We start from the raw sequence: 21384 nt of genomic DNA on the forward strand, positions 1-21384 counted from the left end.
TTGTTTTTTGGTAATGCTGCCTAGTTCGTAAAGCTTTATGGTAGTCTTTCTTTGCCAATATTTAATGAATATTGGCATTGATTCAAGTCCTGTTGGTCTCTCTTGCTGTGATGTATAGTAAATTCATAGGAAGTAGAAAAATTAAAAAGACTATGAAATCAAAACTTTTAATTAGAACAGGTCTTTGCCTTGTTATCAATTGTTTTTGTTTTGGATCTTATGCACAAGAAAAGCCCAACATACTTGTGATCATGGGAGACGATATTGGTTATTGGAACCTGAGTTATAATAACAGAGGAATGATGGGATATACTACTCCCAACATTGATAAGCTGGCTGCTGAAGGCACTACTTTTACTGATTATTATGCTGAACAATCCTGCACAGCAGGTAGGGCAGCATTTATAACGGGACAGATGCCTGTGAGAACTGGAATGACTAAGGTTGGTATACCAGGCTCTACTTTGGGGATTCAGCCAGAAGATCCCACATTGGCTGAGCTGCTTAAGCCTTTGGGCTATGCCACAGGTCAATTTGGTAAAAACCATTTAGGTGATTTGGATGAATTTTTACCTACCAACCATGGTTTTGATGAATTTTATGGAAATCTATACCACTTAAATGCAGAAGAGACCCCTGAAAACCCCTACTACCCTAAGAATCCAGAGTTCAGGAAAAAATTTGGCCCCAGAGGTGTCATTAAGAGTTCCGCAGATGGAAGTGTAGAGGATACTGGTCCTTTGACCAAAAAAAGAATGGAGACTATAGATCAGGAAGTATTGGATGCTACAACCGATTTTATGGATCGACAAGTGGAAGCGGATAAACCATTTTTTGTTTGGTTCAATACCACCCGAATGCATTATGTAACCCATGTGCCAGAAGAGTATGAAGGAAAAACCGGGCTTGGTGAATATGCTGATGGAATGGTCCAACATGATGATCAAATTGGAAAATTATTGAGCAAACTGGAAGAACTTGGTGTGGACGATAATACCATTATTATTTACACTACTGATAACGGTCCACATTTCAATATGTGGCCTGATGGAGGAATTACACCATTTAGAGGAGAAAAAAATACCAACTGGGATGGAGGTTATCGTGTGCCGTGCATCATCAAGTGGCCTGGGAAAATACCAGCAGGAAATGTGGTAAATGAAATTGTTTCGGGTAATGACTGGTTGCCTACCATCATGGCGGCAGTAGGAGAGGATGATATTAAGGAAAAGTTACTCACTGGATACCAGGTTGGTGATATGAATTATAGGGTTCACTTAGATGGATATAATTTGTTGCCGTTTTTAACTGGAGAAAAGGAAGTGAGTAAAGACCAATATGGAGCTACTAACTGGCCAAGAAGAGAGTTTTTTTACTGGAATGATGATGGGCAATTGGTAGCTATGCGCTATGATCGCTGGAAGCTGGTATTTATGGAACAGCAATCCTCCAAATTTGGTGTGTGGATGTATCCGTTTGTTCAACTAAGGATTCCTTTAATATTTGATTTAAGAATGGATCCTTTTGAAAGGGCTCAGCATAATTCCAATAGTTATTATGAATGGATGGAAGGAATTATCCAGTTTGCTGGTGGAGCTTCTCAAGTTATCGCAGGTCAAATGATTTCATCATTTAAGGATTATCCACCTAGGCAAAGACCAGCTTCATTTAATCTGGATGAAGTAATGGAATCATTAACTGCTGGACAACAAGGAAATTGATTCTCTTTTAAATATTTATAAAAAAGAGTTAAAGGCAGCAACAAATAAGACTAACCTACAAATAATGAAAATCTAAATCTCTATGAAGAAAACAACGTTTTTATTGCTTTTTACAATGGTTATTGGGTCAACTTATGCCCAAGACAAACCCAATATCTTGGTAATTTGGGGAGATGACATTGGCCAATCCAATATCAGTGCATACACTCTAGGTATGGTGGGCTATCACACACCTAATATTGATAGAATAGCGAAGGAGGGAATGATCTTTACCGATTATTATGCCGAGCAAAGCTGTACAGCTGGCCGTTCTTCTTTTATTTTAGGACAAAGTGTATTTCGTACTGGATTGAGTAAGGTAGGTATGCCAGGTGCAAAAGAGGGAATTTCAGAGAAAGACCCAACTATTGCTGAATTGCTTAAACCAGCAGGTTATGCCACAGGTCAATTTGGTAAAAACCATTTGGGAGACCGAGATGAACACTTACCAACCAATCATGGATTTGATGTCTTTTACGGTAATTTATATCATTTAAATGCTGAAGAGGAACCTGAATTGCCTGATTATCCTGACCCAGCAGAGTATCCTAATTTTAGAGAAAAATATGGTCCAAGAGGGGTTATCAAGTCAACCGCTGATGGAAGTATAGAAGATACAGGTCCATTGACCAAGAAAAGAATGGAGATTATCGATGATGAGTCTTCAGATGCGGCAATAGAATTTATCCGTAATGCAGTTGCCAATGACCAAAGATTTTTCGTGTGGTGGAACGGTACCAGAATGCACTTTAGAACTCATGTGAAAGAAGAGCATCGCGGAATCTCAGGGCAAAATGAATATGGAGACGGTATGGTCGAACATGATATGCATGTTGGTAAGTTCTTGGACTTATTGGATGAACTGGGCATCGCTGACAATACGATTGTAATGTATAGTACTGACAATGGTCCCCATAAAAACACATGGCCTGACGCAGGGGTAAACCCATTTAGAGGAGAGAAAAACACCAACTGGGAAGGTGGATGGAGAGTGCCGGCTATGGTTCGCTGGCCTGGTAAAATCAAGGCTGGGTCTGTCAGTAATGAGGTCATGAGTGGAATGGACTGGATGCCAACATTTTTGGCTGCAGCAGGACAAGGGGACGTTCCTCAAAAGTTATTGTCAGGTTATTCCGCAAATGGCAGAAACTTCAAAGTGCATCTCGATGGTTATAACTTCTTGCCTTATTTAACCGGTCAAGTAGATAAAGGGCCTAGAAAAGAAATTTTTTACTTCTCGGATGATGGAGATTTAACTGCCTTAAGATATAATGATTGGAAGTTGATCTTCATGGAACAACGAATGGCAGGTACATTGGGGGTATGGGCCAATCCTTTTACCCCTTTACGAATGCCTTTAGTATTTAATTTGAGGAGAGATCCATATGAGTTTGCAACCATTACATCCAATACTTATTATGACTGGATGTTGGATCATGCATTTTTATTGGTTCCAGCTCAGGATATAGTAGCTGATTTCCTAATGACCTTTAAAGACTATCCGCCTAGAATGCAAGCAGCTAGTTTCAGTTTGGATAAAGTTTTGGAAAAACTTTCCTCACCTAACGGAAGTAACTAAGAATACAATCAAAGAAATTTAACTAAATGAAAAAATCAACACTTTTAATACTGTTTACAATGGTCTTTGGGGCAATCTATGCCCAAGACAAACCCAATATCTTGGTGATATGGGGAGATGATATAGGCTGGTCCAATGTGGGCTTTAACAACAATGGCATGATGGGGTATAAAACCCCAAATATCGACCGTATCGCTAATGAAGGAGCTGTTTTTACCGATTGGTATGGACAACAGTCTTGTACAGCTGGTAGAGCTGCCTTTATTTTAGGACAACATCCTTTTAGAAGTGGTTTGTTGACCATTGGTATGCCTGGTGATTCACATGGGATTCAATCTTCCCAACCTACCATTGCTGACTTGCTCAAGCCACAAGGCTATGCGACCGGGCAATTTGGTAAGAACCACTTGGGAGATCAAGATGAACACTTACCTACTCAACATGGTTTTGATGAGTTTTTTGGGAACCTTTATCACCTAAATGCAGAGGAGGAACCTGAAGGCTATTATTATCCCAAAGATCCTGAATTCCGTAAAAAATTTGGTCCTAGAGGGGTAATACACTCATATTCTGATGGTAGAATGGAAGATACCGGGCCATTAACAAAACAAAGAATGGAGACTGTGGATGATGAGTTTGAAGACGCGGCCATTTCCTTTATCGAAAAAGCACACGCAGATGGTAAGCCTTTCTTTGTATGGTTAAGTGCTACCAGAATGCATGTTTGGACTCACTTAAAAGAAGAAAGTGAAGGAGTAACAGGTATTGGACTTTATGCAGATGGTATGGTAGAGCATGACAAAGCAGTAGGTCGTATTCTTGATAAATTAGATGAGCTAGGAATTACAGACAATACCATAGTGATGTATTCTACTGATAATGGTGCTGAAAAATTCACTTGGCCTGATGGTGGTAGTTCTCCGTTCAGAGGAGAAAAGGGAACCACTTGGGAGGGTGGTTTTAGGGTGCCATGTGCCATAAGGTGGCCTGGTGTGATCGAACCGGGATCTATAATAAATGATATTTTCTCTCATGAGGATATGATGCCAACACTTTTGGCAGCAGCAGGAGAACCTAGTATCAAAGAGAAAGTACTGAGTGGCTATCAAGCTAATGGTAAAACATTCAAGCAGCATTTAGATGGGTATAATATGCTTCCATTTTTGAAAGGTGATGCTGAAGAATCCCCACGAAAAGAAATATTTTATTTTGATGCTGGTGGAAACCTCAATGCGATCAGATATGGAATGTGGAAACTACATTTTGCAATTATGGACGGGGCAATCAATACGGCTTATCGTAAAACACCTAGTTGGCCACTTGCAATCAATTTAAGGGGAGACCCATATGAGGTGTCTTTTGAATCTGGACTCTACACTAGGTGGTATGGTGAGAATATGTGGTTATTTGTTCCTGCACAACGTTATGCTGCAGAGTTTTTATCCACATTTAAGGATTTCCCCCCGCAAACTGGGTCGTCACTTTCTGTTGATAAAGTAGTGCAACAGTTGGCTAGTCCTCCTAGAAATTAGAAAATAATCAAAAGAAAAAAGTGAATATCCAAGTTGTGGGTATTCACTTTTTCAATTAATCACTGCTGAGATGAAAAAACACATTATAAGTTATCTTCTTATTGGTTTAATGTTGGGGTGTGCTACTCCTAAAGAAGAACAAGTCGTTTCTGATGTAGTTCATGGGAATGAGAGTGAAATAAACTCTTTAAATGAAGTTTATTTAGATTCTTGGAATGATGCTGCAAAATCGAAAATCACAACATGGGTGGAAGCAGTCACCAATTCTTCATCTTCCTCCTTTATTCCCGAAGAAGATAGGATCGCTGTTTTCGATAATGATGGTACCTTATGGAGCGAGCAGCCCATTTATTTCCAAGTAGCTTTTGCGATTGATGAGATCAAGAGGATGGCTCCTGATCATCCAGAATGGTCAACCCAAGCACCTTTTAAGCCCTTGTTAGAAGGAGATATAGCTGGTTTTCTTGCTGGGGGAGAAAAAGCCCTGGGGACGCTTTTGGCTACCACCCATACTGGAATGACTACAGAAGAGTTTGATAAAAGGGTGAAAAGCTGGATGCAAACCGCAACACACCCGGTCACTGGCAAGCATTATAATGAAATGATCTATCAACCTATGTTGGAGTTGTTGGGTTATTTACGGGCCAACGGATTTAAAACATTTATTGTTTCTGGTGGAGGAGTTGATTTTATGAGGGCCTGGACCGAAGAGGCTTATGGAATCCCTCCGTATCAGGTAGTTGGTTCATTGAGTGGGATGTCCTATGAAATGGAGGGGGATACTCCAGTTTTAAATAAGTTACCGGAGCTGTATTTTAATGATGATAAAGCGGGTAAACCTGTTGGGATTTCAAGAAGTATAGGAAAACGGCCTGTGTTTGCAGGAGGAAACAGCGATGGGGACTATGAAATGCTTCAATATACCTCTACTGGCTCAGGGGAGAGATTTGGGATGTTTATTCACCATACGGATTCTGTGAGAGAGTATGCTTATGATCGAGATTCCCATATTGGCCGGCTAAACAAAGGTCTGGATGATGCGCAAAAATACAACTGGATGATTGTGGATATGGCCAAGGATTGGAAAGTGATCTATCCCTATCAAATGAAGTAGGCAGTTGAGATGAACACAAAGACTAAAAAAGAAGTGTATTTATGAGCACATTAGAGAGTATCAAGCAACTACAGCAACGTATGTCATCCTCGATCATTGGCCAAGATGGATTGATTCAACGTTTAATTCTGGTTTTACTGGCTGATGGGAATATGCTGTTGGAAGGATTGCCAGGATTGGCAAAGACAAGGGCCATTAAGTCCTTGGCAAAAGCGCTGGAATGTGGATTGAGTAGGATCCAGTTTACACCTGATTTGCTTCCCTCAGATGTGACAGGAACAGAAATCTATCAACCAGAGCTTAAAGAGAAGTTTGTTTTTCAGCAAGGTCCAATTTTCAGCAACCTGATTTTGGCTGATGAAATCAACCGAGCGCCGGCAAAGGTTCAGTCTGCGTTATTGGAAGCCATGGAGGAACGGCAAGTATCCGTGGCCGGAAAAACCTATCCCATGGATCCGCTTTTTATGGTAATGGCTACGCAGAATCCTGTAGAACAGGAAGGAACTTATCCACTTCCAGAAGCCCAGATGGACCGTTTTTTAATGCACGTAATTATAGATTATCCAGATGATGCTTCTGAATTGGAGATTTTGCGCTTAAACCGCGCGGAACAGAAAAAGGAAAAAGAGAAAGAGGAGACACGCCTTTCTCCTGAGATTATTTTTGATGCCAGAAAAGAAATTGCAGCGGTGACTATTTCCGAAAATATGGAAAAGTACATTGTGGATATTATCTCAGCTACCCGCTACCCCGAGAAATACAGTGAAGAGCTTGCTGCCTGGATTGATTTTGGAGCTAGTCCCAGGGGAAGTATAGCTATTGATCGGGCATGTAGGACGCATGCATGGATGGAAGGCAGGGACTTTGTTTCTCCTGAGGACATCAGGGCGGTAGTCCACGATTGTCTTCGACATCGACTCATCCTAAGCTATGAAGCCAATGCAGATGGAATTACTGCCGATAAGGTTTTGGAGACTGTGTTGAAGGAAGTGGCAGTTGTCGCGTAAAAAAGATGGGCTATGGGCGGTGCTAAAGAAAATTTCCCAAAAGATATATTTATTTCCCTAAAGGAGTTGCTGGGAATGGAGCATCTTGCTTTGCACTTTAGCCTATTGGCCAGAAAGCAAAAAGTCAACAGTATCTTGGGAGGAAAGCATGCCTCAAAGCTTAGAGGAAGAGGCTTGGATTTTGAAGAAGTAAGAAACTATGTCAATGGAGACGATATTCGCAATATTGACTGGAAAGTAACTGCTAGAACCCATCAGACCCATACCCGGGTGTTTACAGAGGAAAAAGAAAAGCCGGCATTGATTGTAGTAGACCAATCTAAATCCATGTTTTTTGGTTCGCAGAAATACACCAAATCAGTAGTAGCGGCAAGACTTGCTGCCATGGTGGCTTTCAGGGTTTTAAAGCAGGGAGATAGAGTAGGGGGAGTGGTTTTTGCTGACCAAGGCATTGACATAGTTTTTCCCAAAAGGGATAGAAAAAATATCCTTCGATTTTTTGAAATGATTGTCAATAGAAATCATGAATTGGCTGATTCCTCACCTGTCCAGTTCGAAGAGGCTTTAAAGGAAACTTTTAAAAAAACCAGAAATATAGTTACCCATGATTTTATGGTGGTAGTGATCAGTGATTTTTTGAGGTACTCTCCACAGCTGACCAAGTTTATAGCGCAGATTGCCCAGCACAACGATGTGTTGCTGGCTAAGGTAACAGATCCTATGGAATGGGAAATTCCTGATGTCAAATTTGTAGCAGGAGACAGGGAAAGCCAAGCCTCGATCGATGGGGAGAAAAAAAACATAAGAGATAGTCTGCAAAATAGATTTAAGTCAGACTTTGAAAAATTTAAGACTGAGATGAAAAAGCATCGGGTGCCCTTGTTCAGCATCAATACAATAGAACCTGTGGATGTTCAGTTGAAAGAAATTTTTAAAGGAGGGGGAAGATGAAATACTTTTTTCAATCAGATAGCTTAGCCGCAAATGACTCAACCGCAGTTGCTCAATTGTTACAAGGAGCGAAGCTTTATGAGCCTGAATCGGTGAAGTTCAGTTTTGAAACAGTTGGATGGACAATTGTTGGAGTGGTATTGTTGTTGGGTGTTTTGGTATTGATTTTTTTGGGAGTTAGGAACCATATCAGAAATAAATATAGAAGAGAGGCCCTAGAGAACATCAGAATGTTATCTGGAGAGGAGCAGCGTTTGATGGAGGTTTTTGTGGTGCTGAAAAATACCGCTATGAAGGCGTTTGGTCGTAATAAAGTCGGTGGACTGTATGGTCATGACTGGTTGGCTTTTTTGGAAAAAACAGGAAAGCAAGTGAATTTTTTAGACAGGGAAGAAGAGTTTATGGCAGCTTTATACAAGAATGATAGGTTGTCCAACGAGGGAAAAAACAAGTTATTGGTCAATGCTGAAAAATGGGTAAGAACACATGCCAGAGAACTTTGAAATAGGAAACATATGGGCTTTGTTCCTACTGCCTTTACCTATTTTGGTTTATTGGCTTCTTCCTCCTGTCCGGATGAAAAGTGCCTCGATTAATTTGCCTACTTATTCCAAAGTGTTGGACCAAACAGGTCAAAAGCCAAGAAAGGCAGCCATGGTCAAGCGGAAAGGTTTCTTTTCTTGGATTTACCTTACTTTGATATGGTGTTTACTGTTGGCTGCTCTTGCTTCGCCCCAGCTTGTAGGCGAGCCAGAATTGAAAGTAAAGACTTCCAGAAATTTTTTAATTGCAGCGGATATCTCATTTAGTATGGCCACAAATGACTGGACGATTGATGGAAAAAAGGTTCGACGTTGGGATGCTGTAAAGGAGGTAATGCATGACTTTATAAAAGAGAGAAAAGGTGACAGGATGGGTTTGGTGTTTTTTGGCTCCAGTGCTTATATCCAGGCACCTTTTACACCGGACCTGGAGACGGTGGACCAAATGCTGGAAGAGGCAGATGTGGGAATGGCTGGGCAGATGACCAACATTGGTAAAGCTATCGCTAAGGGAACCACACTTTTTGAAAAAGATACGATTGAAACCAAAGTAATGCTCTTATTGACAGATGGGGTGGATGCAGGTATCGATGTGCTGCCACTAGATGCGGCTGACATGGCCAGAAGGGACTCAGTGATTATTTACACCATTGGCATTGGAGACCCCTTTGGAAACCAAAGTGATTTGGATGAAAAAACGTTAGAAGAAATTGCTGAAATGACAGGAGGGCAATATTTCAGGGCTATAGATACGGATCGCTTGAACGAGATCTATGATGAGTTAAATAAACTCGAACCTATCGAGTATGAAGAAGAGGAAAATAAGCCTGTTACTTTACTTTACATCTATCCTCTTGGTGCAGCTCTGGGACTTATGCTCTTGGGAATGCTGATTGGAAATATTGGAAGTAGTGTGAAAAAGATGAATAGAAAGGAGGCTTATGTTTAAGGAGGTATTTCCGATAGATTGGGAGGCTTTTCATTTCTTGAGGCCCCAGTGGTTGTGGTTAGTAGTTCCTGCTGTCCTATTCCTGTTATGGGGAATTATCAGCATCAGAGGAGAGGTAAAGTGGAAAAAAGTTATTGCACCTCATTTAAGGAATTATGTCATCCAAAAAGGCAGCGAAAAGGTGAAGATTTTGATGCACTGTTTACTTTTTATAGGTTTTTGCATGGGAACCTTGGCGTTGGCGGGACCTACTTGGAAGAGAGTGGAGGTTCCAGGGCAGCAATTAGAGACTCCAATGGTGATTTGTTTAGACCTTTCACAGAGCATGATGGCTGAGGATATGCAACCTAACCGATTAGAAAGGGCCAAATTCAAAATCAATGATTTATTGGATCAAAATCCACAAGCAAGGGTAGCTTTGGTGGCCTTTGCGGGTACTGCCCATACAGTTGTTCCGCTGACTAAGGATTATGATATCATCAGGAGTCATGTTGAAGGTTTATCCCCCTCCGTAATGCCCGTCCCAGGGTCTGATTTAGGGGCCGCATTGGCGGTGGCTGACACCATTATGAGTGTAACGACAGCTCCAGGTACGGTAATGATCATGTCTGATGATTTTGAAGATAAGGAGTTCAATGAGATTCAAAATTTTGTTATTGGATTAGACCATCGAATAGAAATACTTCCATTTAACACTCCCATTGGAGCAGCTGTGCCTAATCCTTCCGGACGAGGTAATATCAAAGAGCAAGGGGTGGATGTGGTTTCTTTATTGGATAATCAGCTCATTCAAAAGCTCAATGCATTGGAAAATGTAGAAGTGACTCCTTTGACTTTGGATGACAGTGATGTAGAGAAAATCAGTAAAAAGGTAAAATCAGGCTTGATCTTTACTGAAAAGCCAGAAGAAAAAGACAACCAATGGCAGGATGAAGGCTTGTTGTTGATTATTCCGGTGATTGTGTTATTTCTGATGTGGTTCAGAAGGGGGTGGGTGCTTTATGGTTTGATACTTTTGATACTTAGTTCCTGTGGGGAAGTACAAAGCTTTGATGATTTATGGTTTACAGATGATTATCAAGGTCAAATGCTTAGTGATATAGGAGACTATGAATCTGCTGCTGAAAAATATAATGATCCCATGAGGCAAGGGGTGGCTTATTTTAAATCTGGGAAATTTACAGAAGCCATTCAGGCTTTTTCCAAAGATACTACTGCAGAGGGAGCATTTAATTTGGGTTTGGCCTATTACAAAAATGGTGATATGACGGCTGCCAGTGCTGCTTTTGGTTTGGCCAGTGAGATGGATCCGAGCATGGAACAAGCAGCTGCCAATAAGGAAGCTATGAGCAAAATGATGGGGGGTACCAATGAAGTAGACCCTGAAGAGGCGCAAGAGGCAGAAAGTGGAGGAGCCGATAATACCAAAGAGAATGACAGTATGGAAGACTTGAGTGGAGGAGGGCAAGAGGCCACCAAAGAGGATATGGAACAGGAAAGATTGTCCGAAACAGTAAATACGGATGTAAGAAAAGCCAAGGAACTAGATGAAGTTCCGGATGATATTGGAGCTTCCAAACAAGAAGCGAGCGATCAAAAAGTACTGATGCAAAAGGTAGATGATGATCCAGCGCTGTTCATAAAGAGAAAATTTGAATACCAACTTAAAAAAGGCAAAGTGAAGCCTCGCTCGAATGAAAAGGCTTATTAGATACATATGGATAATTTTTGTCTTAAGCATCTGCCTTTTGACATCCATGCCTTCTAGGGCACAACAGGTTTGGGCAGAAGTGCATTTAAGTCGTTCCAGCGTTTATGTTGGGCAACCGGTAAGTGTCAGTATTAAAGTATATACCTCTACTTGGTTTACCAGTGGAATTGACCTAGGGAATATTCAAGTCAATGGGGCATTTACTACCTATTTTCGATCAGTCAATGGATCCTTTTCCAGAAATGGTAAAACCTATTCCAATGTGGAATTGATTTATCAGGTATTTCCCTACAAAGAGGAGGATGTGATGTTTCCTGCATTGGATATTACCATTGAAACCCCTCCAGAGGGTGGTTACAAAGGGGTTGAAATGAAGGTAGGGACAGACGAAAAACTGATCAAAGTCAAACCTGTTCCCCCTGGTTTTGAAACAAATGATTGGTTGGTGGCTACAGGCTTATCCGTTAATGACAGATGGTTGGGAAGTCTTGGAGATGTAAAAGTAGGGGATGTGCTTGAGCGAAGGATTGTAAGGTCAGTCTCGGGAACCATGGCCAAGTTGATTCCTCCGGTTCGTTGGGATTCTATTCCTGGATTAGGACTCTATCCTTCCAGAACTGAGGTGAATGATAATAAGGGAAAGACAGCAATTAGCTCGTCTAGAACTGAGTCCATGCGATATCTTTTTGAAAAGGAAGGGGAGGTCATCATCCCGGAAATTGTTTTTCACTGGTACAATCCTTATCAAGATAAGCTTTACAAAAGGACTCTCAAGGAAGTCAAAATTGAGGTTAAACCCAATCCTAATATGGGCATGCTGGCATCCATCAGGGATTCTTTGGATACACAACAAGCTCAATTGGTTTTGGAAGCTGAAGAAGATAAGCCATTTCAATGGTTGGGTCTGTCATGGAAACAACTGTTGGTTATGGGTTTGGTCATTGTGGCGTTTATCTATTTTTTGATCAAAATCGTTCAGCGTTTGATTGCTTGGAGCAAGGCAAAAAGGCAGGCTTACCTTCATTCGGAAAGGTATTATTGGGACTTATTCAGGAAATCTGTTCAAAAAGGTCATCACAAGGAAGCCGTCAAGGCAATTTACCGATGGATTGATGAACTAGAGTTGAAGGAGCCAAACCTCAATTATTTTGTTCAAGTTTATGGTACCACTTCCCTAAAGAATAAGCTTCAAAAAGACCCGGCAATTTCAGGGGATTTATTGTTTGAGAAAGAAAATCAAGACTGGAAGAAGTCTAGGAATCAGTATTTAAAACAAAAAGGGAAAGCGATAAAAAAAAGAAAGCAACTTTGGGTAAACCCTTGAAGTATCATGGATTTTGAGAAAACATACTTGTATGAAGTACAGTTTATTATTTTTTGTATTGCTTTTTAGCTTAAAAGTAGTTTCTGTTTTTGGACAGCAAAATGCCATTTTACATAAAGATCAGGAAATAAAAGACAGTTTGCGAGCTATTACTTATCCCTATGTCATGCCGCTTTTGGGAAACAAAGTTCAATATATGGGGCATGAATTGCCCTTGCCATTTGGCGTCATGTTTAATTATGTCCATCAGGCAACTCGGTTGGAAATCACATCCCTAAAAGTGGGAATTGGGGAGTTAGGCCCAGCAGAAATGGATTTTGTTGAGTTTGCCCCTGTCCAAAATTCTGCGAGTGTATTTAATTTTCGAGCAGATACTTGGCTTCTCCCTTTTTTAAATGTATATGGTATTTACGCGCGTTCCCAAGGGAATGCGAATATTGATATTTCGTTTCCTCTGGTGCTCCATATCAAAACCACTCCCGAAGTAGAGACATTTGGTGGGGGACTTGTTTTGGCCTATGGGAAGGATAAATATTTTGGAGCCTTTAACCTGAATTTATCATCTTCCAATACTTCGGCTTTGGATGAGCCGGTTTTTGGAAGGGTGATTTCCCTTAGATTAGGTAGGTTGTTTCCGCTTTCAAATGGGAAAGATAAATTCAGTTTTAGCATAGGTGCTCAAAATCAATTCGTGGAAAGGCGGACAGCAGGATCTATCACTATTGAAGAGTGTTTTGCCAGCTTAGACCCAGAAAAACTTCAAGATCTCAAGGACGAGATTGCAAGTGATGCGCAAAATTGGTATGATGGTTTGACTATTGTACAAAAGAGGGTAGTAGACGCTTTGGTAGACTACATGGGAGATTGGTTGGACGGAAAAGATGTTGGAAGTATTCCGATCAATTATGATTTTGAGAAGGAAGTATTGGGTAATTGGTCTTTGCAGCTGGGAGCGCAATATATGTCAGGAAAGAACCTATGGTACCGGGTTGAAGGAGGTTTTGGCAAGGGAAGGACACAGTTATTATTATCAGTAAATTATAGGTTTGGTATAAAAAGAAATTCCCGTTGAAATCAATCTTAATGATACTGCTTTTGATGATGGTAACATCATTTACTTTCTCTCAAGACGGCGGTATTAAGAAATGGATTGAAAAGCGAAAGGAGACTAAAAGTGAGCGCATTGCAGCAGGGAATTCCTATCTAACTCCATTAGTAGGGCCAGGTTACACACCCGAGACAGGCTTATTGATCGCTGGAGGGGTCTTGTTTACCTTTAAAACCAATCCGAAAGATAGCCTTATCCAAAGGTCATCCATGCCTCTAACTGCTTTTATTAGCACAAGGGGAAATATTGGACTGAATGGAAGACTGTCCTCTTTCTGGAATGAGGATCGGTTTCGCTTCAATGTAGTGGCTAAGTATTCAGATGCAGATGATGATTATTTTGGGGTAGGTTCAGATGCAGCAGAATCAGTTTCTAAGGGGGAAGAGACGACGCTATATCACAGAAATACCTTTATTTTTTCTCCTCATTTTTTGGTACGCTTGTTTCCAAACATGTACATGGGGTTATTATGGAATATCAATAAAAGTAAGGTGACAGAGACCAATCCTTTGATGGCTGAGGATGAATATTACCAAAAGTTTGGGCCGGATAATTTTAATAGCGGCCTTGGGTTTTCTTTGGGCTATGATAGTAGGGATATTACGGTGAATGCTTATAAGGGATTTTATGGGAATATAACTGGGACTTTTTTTGGAGGCTACCTCGGGAGCGACAACAACTATAATGTCTATGAGGTAGACCTGAGATCTTATCATCAAGTGGAAAGACCAGGGAATATCATCGCCTTAAAACTATATGGGAGATTTGCTAATGGGGATGTGCCTTATGATGAATTGACAAGACTGGGAGGAGGGGATGCATTAAGGGGCTATGTCAAGGGACAATATAGGGACAAAGCAGGTGTTTATTTTATTAGTGAGTGGAGACATATGTTTTTGAACAGAGAGCAGGAAGTGGGCAAACATGGAATAGCGGTTTGGTTGGGATCGGGAAGTATGGCGTCTTCAATAGATCAAATCAAAGATTGGATTCCTAACCTTGGTGTGGGCTATCGCTTGGAGGTACAGCCCCGAATGAACCTTAGGATAGACTTTGGTCTGGGCAAAGATTCATCGGGGCTGTATTTTAATTTTAGTGAGGCATTTTAGCTTAAGTCAATTTTTCTAACGTGTCGGTCTTAAACCTTTCTAAGGTATTTGTATGTCGTGTGAATAAATTTCACTGAGCTATGGAAAACACATAAAAACCAGAGCCTATTTCCAATGCTATATGTCCATCTTCTTGATGAATTTTATGAAGAAAATCCATCTCTTCAACTCCTTTTCCAGTTTCAGTGATTTGATCCATTGAGGTAAGTGGAAGGATAACTTTTGCAGTAGTATTTGCCGGGATGTTCAGCTCAAGAGATACATGGTCATTTTCTTTCTTCCAATGACTTTGGATAGTACCATAGTAAGTTTCCAGTGACGCATCAACTTCCTCTAGGGCTTGGTTTACGGATGAAGCTACTTTTTCGGATAAGACTTTGTTATTCCAGTGGGGCTTGATAAGAATGGCTTTGTAGCCGGTTTCTCCTGGGATTTCACTGCTTTTGATTCCTGCCAATGTTCTGTACATCCAGTCTCCAATGGCTCCATAAGCATAATGGTTAAAAGAGTTCATGCCTGGGTTTTGGAATGACCCATCTGGTTTTTGGCCATCCCAGCGTTCCCAGATGGTAGTGGCTCCTTGAGAAATAGGGTACAACCAGGAAGGATAGGAGGGCTGCATCAAAAGGGTATATGCCAGATCATGGTATCCAAATCTGCTTAGAACATGGCACAGGTAAGGAGTGCCCAAAAAGCCAGTAGTGAGATGATAATCGTATTGTTGAATATTTTCTGCTAGTCTTTGGGCAGCTTGTTCGCGGAGTTCCTCTGGAAGCATATCAAATTGAAGTGTTAAAACATAAGCAGTTTGTGAGCTGGAAACCAAACGGCCATTGGGGGTGACATACTCTTTTTGGAACGCAGCTTTGATGTTTTTGAGCAGTTCGGAATAGTCTTGTACATCTTCCTTTATTTCCAAAACTTTTGCTGTATTGATCAAAAGTTGGGTGGAATAGGCGTAGAAACATTGAGCGATAAGGTATTTGTCCGTGAGGGCAGACCTGCCATCTGTGTCATCATCCGGTCTATAGAAAAGCCAGTCTCCAAAGTGGGAGCCAGTGTTCCAAAGTGAATGTTGGCTTTTAGAGCTCATATAGTTTACCCAAGCTTTCATACTTGGATATTGGGTTTGAAGTACTTCTTTGTTGCCATAAAGAAGATACATTTCCCAAGGAATGATTGTGGAGACATCAGCCCAACCAGCTGACCCAGCCGCGCCTTCACCTAAAACATTTGGAATGACATGGGGCACAGCGCCATTAGGAAGCTGGTCAGCAGTAAGATCTTTCATCCATTTTGTAAAGAAATTATCCACATGCATGTTATAAGCGGCTGTTCTGAAGAATACTTGTGCATCTCCTGTCCAGCCAAGTCTTTCATCCCGTTGAGGGCAATCTGTGGGCACGTCCAGGAAATTTCCTTTTTGTCCCCATTGGATATTGTGTTGCAGTTGGTTGATTCGTTCATTGTTGGTGGAGAAAGAGCCAGTTTTCGACATGTCGGAATACAGGGCGACCGCCGTAAAATCATCCAGATCAATGTCCTCCTGAAGGCCTTTGACTTTTACATATCGGAATCCCTGCCAAGTAAAATGAGGTTCAAAGTGTTCTTCACCATCACCATTGAGAATATAGGTGTTTTCTTGTTTCGCAGCCCTCAAATTGGTGGTGTAGAAATTTCCTGCTTTGTCCAATACTTCAGCATGCTCAAGGGTAATTTTGAGTTTTTTTTTACCTTTGATATTTACTTCTACAAAGCCTACCAAGTTTTGGCCAAAATCTAGCACTTTCTCTCCTTTGGGTGTGGTAATCAACTTGACAGGTTTTAAATATTCCTGTTTCCTAATAGGCTCGTTATACGTTGCAATTAAATTTTTGTAGCCAAAATCAACTGTTTTGACAGGCATCCACTTGGTGTCATCAAATTGGGTCTCAGTCCAGCCAGGGAAAGATTTTCTCGCATCTATTTTTTCCCCATCATAAATGCTGCTGCTGAGGATAGCTCCTTTATTGGACTTCCAGCTATTATCTGTACCTATGGTTTCATGACTTCCGTCTTCATATTCAACTTCAATTTGAAGCAATAATGCAATATCGCTTCCATATATGTTATTGTTGTCATTCCATGCTAAATGGCCCCTGTACCACCCACTTCCTAATACAGTTACAATGGCATTTTCTCCTTTTTTAAGCAAAGAGGTAATATCATAGGTTTGGTATTGGAGCCGCTTGTTGTAGCTGGTCCATCCGGGGGTGAAATAAGCATCACCTACTCTTTCTCCATTGACTTGTGCCTCGTAGAGCCCATGGGAAGTAATAAATGCAGTGGCGGATTTGATTTTTTTTGGGAGGTTGAACACTTTTCTGAAATAGGGGCTGGGTCTTTTGTTTCCTGATTCCTCATATCCGGGACTAATCCATTGGGCTTTCCAGTCTGATTCATTAAGCAAACCCATTTGCCAGAATGAAATGGCTGACCAATTAGAACTGCCTTGGTTGGTCCAGACTCTCACCCTGAAATAGTACTTTGATTTAGAACTAAGTTCAGGGCCATCGTACTTGACTTTGACAGATTTTTCACTTTCTACTTTGCCACTTTCCCAGATAATATTGTTGCTAAACTGCCTATCTAAGTCGCTGACCTGGATTTCGTAATGGGTTTGCAGGACATTTCTCTTTGTAGAGGAAATGAGCCAGGTAAAAGTGGGATTGGGGTTGTCTATGCCTAAGGGATTAAGCCTATTTTCTACTAAGGTCTTTTCAATTTTAATTCCTTGGGAAAAAGCCAAGGTGAAAGAGGATAAGCTGAAGATAAATAATGCAATGAAGTAATTTGTAAAAGTGGGTTTCATTATGAAGTGGTTATTAGGATTAATGTAATAGGATGGTGTTATCTGTGATTACTAAAATACAAAATCGATTTAGGATATTAATGAATAATCTTAGAAGCTTTGATTCAGTCTTTTAAATACCGAAAAAGGAGGTTACCTGTCTGAATAGTTAAAAGAAAAGCCTATAGATAAGTAATACCTTAAAGTGCCATCTTTTGCATTGGAACCAATACCTCCTGTAATTGGTCCAAGAAATGAATTATAGGAAACATCCATGCCATAGCCAAATATGAATCTTTCTTCAGCGAGATTTGAGAAATCAAGCGTGTTAATCTGGTTAATTGGTACATGTGGATTATGTGCTACTAAATTCCCTCCAAATCGCATGTAGATGTTATTCGTAGGAACGAATTGCCCCAGAATGCCGAGTTTAGCGAAGTTTGGTGTGCTTAGTTCCCTGTAATTGAGTCCCCAACTAGGGGTGTCATTGAACTGAACCCTTTGGTAGCCACCAATGCTAAATTCATTAAAAATAAACCCTTCTTCTTGCTCGGATAAGGTGATTCCGGCTGCCATAGTAGGAGCTACTTGAAACTTATGGCTTAGTGGAAAGTATTTGACATAATTAAAGTACACAGATACATATCCATTTGGGGTGAGCAAGTCTACCGTTTGGTCCAACAGGTTGCTTGGGATTTTAATGGGCTCTTCATCTCCATTCAATACCAAAGTGTCCACTCCATTTTTTAGCTTAATTTTATATTTGTTGAAAGAATAGAAAATGCTTTCTACGATCGTTTCAGCGCCTTTAGTAGGGTAATTTCTATCGTTTAGTGAGTTTCTGTTATGAACAAATCTAAAACCGAGAAAGTTGAAATATCCCCCTCTTACATCTTCTGGAAATTCAACGTTGAACCTGGATTTTGTTCTAGTGCTTTCATAAAAAGCCCCAACAGAAAAACTTTGTTTCAAGGAATGGGTTGAAATGACATTGAACCCTACTTGGTTTTCCCTGTTGCTGGTGATATCAGTTTTTTCTCCATTTTCATACTCAGGGATTTGTTGGAAGAGGAAATTGTAGCGAAAGTTAAAGGCGTATTTTTTGTCTTTACCGACATATTTGTAATGATCCAATCTGAACTTGGGGTTTTCGGAGATGTCCGCTATGGCTACTGTTCTTGAAGGTTTGCCCAGTAAGTCTCTTACGGTCAGGTTGAGCAAAATCCCTGCAGAAAAGGTGTCGTCATAATGGAAGGCAGAAGAGAGGGTCGCATCTTGTTTTTCTGCTGTCTTAATAAACAGTTTATAGTCACCACTTGGGTTTTGAAGTAGATTGTAATCTACTTTCCTGAAGCCATTTACTCCAAAAATGCGATCTATGCCTGATTGAATGTCCGAACGGGATACGGTGTCCTGAAGGGCTATTCCCAATTTGGAGAGAATCAGGTCATCAGAAAATAACCGATTCCCGCTGATGGCTATTTCACTAATAATGACGGGAGCCACTTCCAGTCCGATACCAGGGCTTTCGCGGTGGATGTTTAAACTATCAGCTAAAAAGAGAAAGTTAGCTAAATTTTCTTCTCCGGCTTTGTCTCCAAGTTCTAGGATTTCATTAAAACTACTAAAGCTAGCTGTACTGTAATTTTTTAGGTCAGGCTTGATATATATATCACAGTTTGCAATGTTATCTTGGAGTTTGCTTGTGGAAGTACTCATGGCAATCTGCATAAGTATGCCTGAGAACGAACTCAACTCTTTGGGGTCAATAAAATCCTCATCGCTAACATTTACCCCTATTACAATATCAGCTCCCATATCTTTGACCACATCCACAGGGAAATTGTTTACCACCCCTCCATCCACGACCAAGGTGCTGTCAAGATCAAAAGGAGTAAAGGCTGTGGGAATGGCAATGCTTGACCTTAAAGCATCTGGAAGATAGCCAGATTTGAGGACCAGACCTTGCCCGCTCCTTAGGTCAGTGGCGATGCATCTAAAAGGAATGGGGAATTCATCGAAATTCTTGTATTGAATAGCGGGCCACGTATAATAATGCAATGTTTCCGAAAGTTTCTGACCCTCAATAAGTCCAGTAGGTACAGAAATTTTTCGGTCAATAACAGGTAATTCCAGCATGTACCGATTGTAGTACTCTTTTTCTTCAAAAGAAATGTTGTTGAAATTCACTCGATTGGATACAATAAGGCTCCAGTCTGCTTGTTTGATGATGGATTCAAGCTCATCTGCATTATAACCAATGGCATAAAGCCCGCCGATGACCGCGCCCATACTCGTCCCTGCGATATAGTCTGGCCTGATGCCCGCTTTCTCCATTGCCTTTAAGACACCGACATGAGCCATTCCTTTGGCTCCGCCACCACTAAGCACTAATCCGATTTTAGGGTTTGCTTGAGAAGTACTGTTCTGGGAAAATGCAGTTAGAGCAAAAAAAAGGTACAATGGAAAGAAAAAAAAAGTAAGTTTTTTTATCATGGTGTTGGCTGAATAACTGGTATTCTAATCTAATAAAACTATTTGATTTCAAGATGCTTGGTAAGCAAGTAATCTTCATGAGTGGGTAGATAATTAGTTTAGGCTTGTCTGTTGAATTGGCTGTGATAAAAATATTGTAGGAAGCAGTGTTTGTCTTTTGGTGTTTTGGTTTTGACTTTTTCAAAAGATAATTTCATAAAAACTCTATTGAGGTGAAGTTTGGCAAATAATAAAGTGTTAAACAAATACTGACAAAATGTCCTGTTTTAAAAATGCCTTTTTTTCATACTGAATTAATGAACTGACTTATTTTCAGTATATTTTTTTAAAGTTAAATATTTATAGTTAAAATTAAAATAATACCAAAAAGTAGTGTTTTTTATCAATTAATCAGAAAATAACTGTGCCAAACATGCTGTCTTAATAATAAAATATCCGTGAGGTAATACTTTTTTTTGAAAAAGGCATCCCCGCACGATGATTGTGGCATAGGGTGTATTGAAGATTGACGGGGATAGTCCCTGTACAAAATTTAAATAACCTTTCTAACAAAACTATGAAAGTTCTTGTAATCGGTGGTGGCAATATGGGATTGACATACGCCGAGGCAATCGCCAAATCAAAATTTTTAAAAGATAAGGATCTAATGATCCTTGACAATGCCAAAGACAAAACTGAAGAGTTGAGAAAACGTAGTCATTTTGCTGTGTTTGAAAAACTCGATGAGTGCGTTCCTAAAGCAGATGTGATTTTTATTGCTGTAAAACCGTATCATGCCAATGCGTTAATGGCAGATATGAAAGAGTTGACAAGCGAAGGTCAGATCTTCATTTCTCTGATGGCAGGAGTGACTATTAATGCGATCCAAGAGGGGTTGGGACGGCGCAAAGTGGTCAGGGCTATGCCTAACCTTCCGGCACAGGTTGGAAAAGGTTTGACCTCCTTTACTGCTTCAGATGAAGTTTCCCGATTGGAGTTGTCGACCATTGAAAATTTATTGGATACTACTGGAAGATCCGTCCGTTTGGATACGGAAGCGGACATTGATGCTTCGACCGGTATTTCTGGCAGTGGTCCTGCCTACATCTTTTACTTTATGCAATCCATGTTGGAAGCGGCTTTGAAGATGGGCTTCTCCAAGCATGATTCAAGAGTATTGGTAGAGCAAACATTTGCAGGTGCAGTGGAGTTATTCTCTTCAGCAGACCTAGATCCAGAAACATGGATGGATAGGGTAGCTTCAAAAGGTGGCACCACACGTGCAGCATTGGATTCGATGGAAGACAATAATGTTAAAGAATTGATTAAAGAAGCGGCTTATGCAGCATTTAATAGAGCCGTAGAGTTAGGGAAAGAATTTAGAAATGCCTAA

At 40.6% G+C, this 21384-nt stretch carries 15 protein-coding genes; 13 read left to right on the forward strand and 2 right to left on the reverse strand.

What is annotated here, in order from left to right:
- The first annotated feature begins 152 nt into the window (after nt 1-152).
- The 12 genes from JL001_RS13005 (at nt 153) to JL001_RS13060 (ending at nt 14686) form a co-directional block, all read left to right on the forward strand.
- On the forward strand, nt 153-1721 hold the full coding sequence (locus JL001_RS13005; RefSeq protein WP_200976591.1) for an arylsulfatase: 1569 nt from the start codon (nt 153-155) through the stop codon (nt 1719-1721).
- An 82-nt stretch (nt 1722-1803) separates the two neighbouring features.
- On the forward strand, nt 1804-3339 hold the full coding sequence (locus JL001_RS13010) for an arylsulfatase (protein WP_200976592.1): 1536 nt from the start codon (nt 1804-1806) through the stop codon (nt 3337-3339).
- 26 nt (nt 3340-3365) lie between these two features.
- The gene (locus JL001_RS13015) at nt 3366-4871 is read left to right on the forward strand and encodes an arylsulfatase (RefSeq protein ID WP_200976594.1); all 1506 of its coding nucleotides are present in this window, start codon (nt 3366-3368) and stop codon (nt 4869-4871) included.
- Between the two features lie 70 nt (nt 4872-4941).
- Nucleotides 4942-5985 (forward strand): HAD family phosphatase, encoded by a 1044-nt coding sequence (locus JL001_RS13020; protein ID WP_200976595.1) that lies wholly within the window; start codon nt 4942-4944, stop codon nt 5983-5985.
- A gap of 41 nt (nt 5986-6026) precedes the next feature.
- A complete protein-coding gene (locus JL001_RS13025; protein WP_200976597.1) occupies nt 6027-6992 on the forward strand; it encodes a MoxR family ATPase in 966 nt (321 codons plus the stop codon).
- 12 nt (nt 6993-7004) lie between these two features.
- Entirely contained in the window at nt 7005-7943 is a 939-nt protein-coding gene (locus JL001_RS13030) for a DUF58 domain-containing protein (protein WP_200976599.1), read from the forward strand.
- The gene (locus JL001_RS13035) at nt 7940-8446 is read left to right on the forward strand and encodes a DUF4381 domain-containing protein (protein ID WP_200976601.1); all 507 of its coding nucleotides are present in this window, start codon (nt 7940-7942) and stop codon (nt 8444-8446) included. The genes JL001_RS13030 and JL001_RS13035 overlap by 4 nt, the downstream gene beginning before the upstream one ends.
- Nucleotides 8430-9434, forward strand: coding sequence for a VWA domain-containing protein (locus tag JL001_RS13040; RefSeq protein ID WP_200976603.1), 1005 nt, complete (start codon nt 8430-8432; stop codon nt 9432-9434). The genes JL001_RS13035 and JL001_RS13040 overlap by 17 nt, the downstream gene beginning before the upstream one ends.
- Nucleotides 9427-11145: a VWA domain-containing protein gene (locus JL001_RS13045; RefSeq protein ID WP_200976605.1), complete on the forward strand. Its 1719-nt coding sequence runs from the start codon at nt 9427-9429 to the stop codon at nt 11143-11145. The genes JL001_RS13040 and JL001_RS13045 overlap by 8 nt, the downstream gene beginning before the upstream one ends.
- Nucleotides 11129-12469 (forward strand): BatD family protein, encoded by a 1341-nt coding sequence (locus tag JL001_RS13050; protein WP_200976607.1) that lies wholly within the window; start codon nt 11129-11131, stop codon nt 12467-12469. Before JL001_RS13045 ends, JL001_RS13050 begins: the two co-directional genes overlap by 17 nt.
- 31 nt (nt 12470-12500) lie before the next feature.
- Nucleotides 12501-13541, forward strand: coding sequence for a hypothetical protein (locus tag JL001_RS13055; RefSeq protein ID WP_200976614.1), 1041 nt, complete (start codon nt 12501-12503; stop codon nt 13539-13541).
- A gap of 11 nt (nt 13542-13552) precedes the next feature.
- Nucleotides 13553-14686, forward strand: coding sequence for a BamA/TamA family outer membrane protein (locus tag JL001_RS13060; RefSeq protein ID WP_200976616.1), 1134 nt, complete (start codon nt 13553-13555; stop codon nt 14684-14686).
- Between the two features lie 70 nt (nt 14687-14756).
- On the opposite strand, the gene JL001_RS13065 is transcribed toward JL001_RS13060, so the two are convergent.
- Entirely contained in the window at nt 14757-17537 is a 2781-nt protein-coding gene (locus JL001_RS13065) for an alpha-L-rhamnosidase (RefSeq protein WP_200976619.1), read from the reverse strand.
- A gap of 132 nt (nt 17538-17669) precedes the next feature.
- Nucleotides 17670-20012 carry a patatin-like phospholipase family protein gene (locus JL001_RS13070; RefSeq protein ID WP_200976621.1) on the reverse strand — a complete coding sequence of 781 codons (2343 nt, stop codon included), beginning with the start codon at nt 20010-20012 and terminating at the stop codon, nt 17670-17672.
- A gap of 556 nt (nt 20013-20568) precedes the next feature.
- On the opposite strand from JL001_RS13070, the gene proC reads away from it, so the two are divergent.
- A complete protein-coding gene (gene proC, locus JL001_RS13075) occupies nt 20569-21384 on the forward strand; it encodes a pyrroline-5-carboxylate reductase (RefSeq protein WP_200976623.1) in 816 nt (271 codons plus the stop codon).

It is taken from the genome of Echinicola sp. 20G (assembly GCF_015533855.1).
GTDB lineage: Bacteria > Bacteroidota > Bacteroidia > Cytophagales > Cyclobacteriaceae > Echinicola.